Source organism: Alteromonas sp. AO-Serp, from assembly GCF_017849675.1.
Taxonomy (GTDB): Bacteria; Pseudomonadota; Gammaproteobacteria; order Enterobacterales; family Alteromonadaceae; genus Alteromonas; species Alteromonas macleodii.
In genome coordinates this window covers 1-3,220 of the sequence record NZ_JAFLMX010000269.1, presented here as the reverse complement: position 1 = coordinate 3,220, position 3,220 = coordinate 1, and the positions used below count along the sequence as shown (strand labels likewise).

2 protein-coding genes are annotated in these 3,220 nt (G+C 45.5%); one reads left to right on the top strand and one right to left on the bottom strand.

Annotated elements, in window-relative coordinates; translation table 11 throughout:
• A partial coding sequence (prsT, locus tag QVA83_RS17695; RefSeq protein ID WP_287498758.1) for an XrtA/PEP-CTERM system TPR-repeat protein PrsT occupies positions 1-2,251 on the top strand: 2,251 nt, incomplete at its 5' end.
• 114 nt (positions 2,252-2,365) lie between these two features.
• On the opposite strand, the gene QVA83_RS17690 is transcribed toward prsT, so the two are convergent.
• Positions 2,366-3,220 (bottom strand): ion transporter (locus QVA83_RS17690; protein WP_069943718.1); only part of this gene is annotated, 855 nt, incomplete at its 5' end.

Below are 3,220 nucleotides of genomic sequence, written 5' to 3'. Positions count from 1 at the left end.
CAGTTATGCCTTTGTTTTAGACAACGACATGGATGGAGCGCTAGCCGCCACCGAGAAGCTGCGAGAACAAGCCCCCACCAATAAAGACGTGCTACAACAGCTAGCAAAAATTTATCTTCAAAAAGGTGAGCCGAGTAAAGCTGCCGAGGTCTACGGCGTGTATGTGAGTCAGTATCCAGACGACGTAACCAGCAAATTTGCCTATGCAGCACTACTGATTGAGATAAGAGAACTCGATAAAGCAGAGCCTATTGTTGATGACTTGTTAGCTCTTAATGAAAATCATCCGCTGCTTAACACCTTTAAAGGAATTATTGAGTCGGCCAACGAAAATTACGCAAAAGCCTTAAAACACCTAGAGATAGCCGTTCAAAACGGCAGAAGTGACCAAGTGGTGCGCTTGGTTGCGGGCTTTAGCGCTTACCAAATACAAGATTTTGAAGCTGCGCAACGTCACCTTACAATGGTTGCGTCTAGCCTTCCCGACAATCATCCAGGCCTTCGCATGCTGGCAGACAGTATGTTGCAGTTAGGTGAGAACGATGAAGCGCTAAAAGTGTTAGCCAGAGTGAAAGGTGAAGAAGGTGTTGATGCTGCGTTATTCTCAAAAGCTAGTTACCAGCTGTTAAAAGACGGCAATGTGGTTGGCGCTAAGCAAATGGTGGAAAAATCTGAAGCGGTGAGTACCACGGCAGAGGATCTCTCTCGTTTGGGTGTGCTGCAATTGTCGTTAAACGATGTCGATGGCCTTGTGAATCTTGAACAGGCCGTTGAACAGTCGCCAGAATCAGTGACGTCACAAGCCACGTTACTACGAGCTTACATTGCTACCAACCAGTTGGAAAAAGCAAAAAGTGCTGCCAAAGAGTGGCACGAACAATCGCCTGACACCGCCGCGCCGCTTATCTACTTAGGCAATATCGCTACCGCAGAAGGAGCTTATCAAGAAGCCGCCCAATACCTTGATAAGGCAAGCAAACTGAAAGGTGCTGAAAATGAGGTGGTATACTCTCGCGCAAAACTACTGGTAGCAGAAGGCAAAAAAGACGACGCGATTTCCTCTCTTCGCGCGTTCATTGATAAGAACCCTGCCGATGTGCCTGCGCTGGCGTTGTGGTTTGCGTTAGCCACTGAAAAAGGTAACGCAGAGCAAGTAATTAAACATACCCAACAACAGTTTAACGCTAAAAAAGGCGACCTGAATTTAAGGCTTTTACTTGCAAGAATGTATTCGCTTAATAATCAGCTTGATAAAACGGTTTCGCTTTTAGCTGATGTAGAAGGGAATGAAGCGTCACCGCAAGCGTTTTGGAATCTAAAAGGCCAAGCGCTCATCGCAACTAACAATTTGAAAGATGCGACAGCATTCTTTGATCGCTGGCTATCGTTTTACCCTCAAGATAAAAACGCGGTATTGGGGAAATTGTTAATTGTTGATTCGCAAAAGCAATTTGAACAGGGGCTAACATTAATAAATAAGGTATTAGCTAAACGTCCTGACGCACAGCTAACTTTATTGAAAGCATACTTCCACAGCCGTCTGGGTCAGGCTAAACCTGCGTGGGACATAATAAATAGTACCGCTGAAGAGGTGAGAGCGCTGCCGTTTGTAAGAGGTGTGATTGCGCGTTTGTATCTTATTGATAAAGCGCCAGAGCAAGCGGTAGAGCATGCAAAAGCTGCTTATGACGCCACGCCAAACTCTGACAATGCTTTGTTATTAACGGCAGCGTTGGAGATGTCGGATAAAAAAGCTCAGGCCCATACGTTCCTTGAAAAACACGTTCAGATGCACAGCAACGACATCCCAAGTGCAATGCTGTTAGCCGAGCGTCAAATTGGCAAAGACCGAGCAGCAGCCATTAAAACTTATGAACAGGTGCTAGCTAAAACGCCAGATAATTTTGTCGTATTAAATAACCTGGCGTTTTTGGCGCTGGAAGATAAAAAACTTACCCGAGCAGAAGAGCTCGCTAAAAAGGCCGTATCACTGCAGCGTGAGAACGCAGACGCCGCGGACACGCTAGCGCAAATATACATTGCTAAAGGTGATAAAGCCGCAGCGCTTAAACTGTACGAGGAAGTCGCTGCACGTCCTATTGCGAACGACGACGTATATTTAAATTATGTGAGTGTATTACTTGAACTCGATAAAAAGGCGCTCGCCTCGCGCAAGCTGGCAAGCCGAGAGTTTAAGTCAGAGGCAGCCAAGCAAAGAGCGGAGTCACTTAAGCAGCAATACGGGCTTTAGACTCGCCCGGGCGTATCTTGCTTTAGCCTAAATCTAGGCATCACCATTTTTGAGAAACTAAAAAGGCCACATCACTGTGGCCTTTTTCAATTGCGCTATTCGGACAGAACGCACTTAGCTGGTTTTGTTTACCGTGCTATTTTGATTATTAGCGGCAAGCTGTGCCTTCAGCTCTCGTAGTTCTTTCATTACATCTTGAAGGGTTGGCTCTACGTTCCCTTGGGCAATTTGCTCTTCAAGTAAGGCGGCTTCTTTTTCTGCTCGTGCTTTTTCGTTTTCTCTTTCCATCACGTTCACCACGATACCAATCACCATGTTTAAAAACGCGAAGGCGGTGAAGAAAATAAAGGTAAGGTAGAAAATCCAGCTTAGCGAATAGACCTCTTGGGTCTCGTACATTACGTCAGTCCAATCTTCGAACGTCATAATTCTAAAGAGCGTCAGCATCGAGATAGTGATATCGCCCCACAGTACAGGGTTGATGGTTTCAAATAAGGTACTGCCCACAGCGGCATATATGTAGAAGATGATAAACATTAACAGCATTACGTACGCTAATTGAGGCAATGCTTTCACCAAAGATACTAACAGGATCCTAAGCTCGGGGATGATCGAGATCATACGCAGGACGCGGAATACTCGCACCAAACGAGCGATAAGTGCCAGCTCAGTGTCGTCTGCAGGAATGAGGCTGATGACCACAATCAGTGTGTCAAACCAGTTCCAGAAGCTTTTGAAAAAGTAGCGTTTACGTTTTTCAGCCAAAAATCGTATGGTGATCTCTGTCAGGAAGAATGCACTGATAAACCAATCTAAGAATAACGTGACGGATGACATGCCTGCTGGCAATTCATAGGTTTTGGCACCTACGAGAAGCGCTGAAATAACGATAACGCTAATTACAAAGGCTTCGAACCATTTATTGGCTCGAATGCGCTCAAATTTATTTTGAAGTTCAGAGGCTTGCAT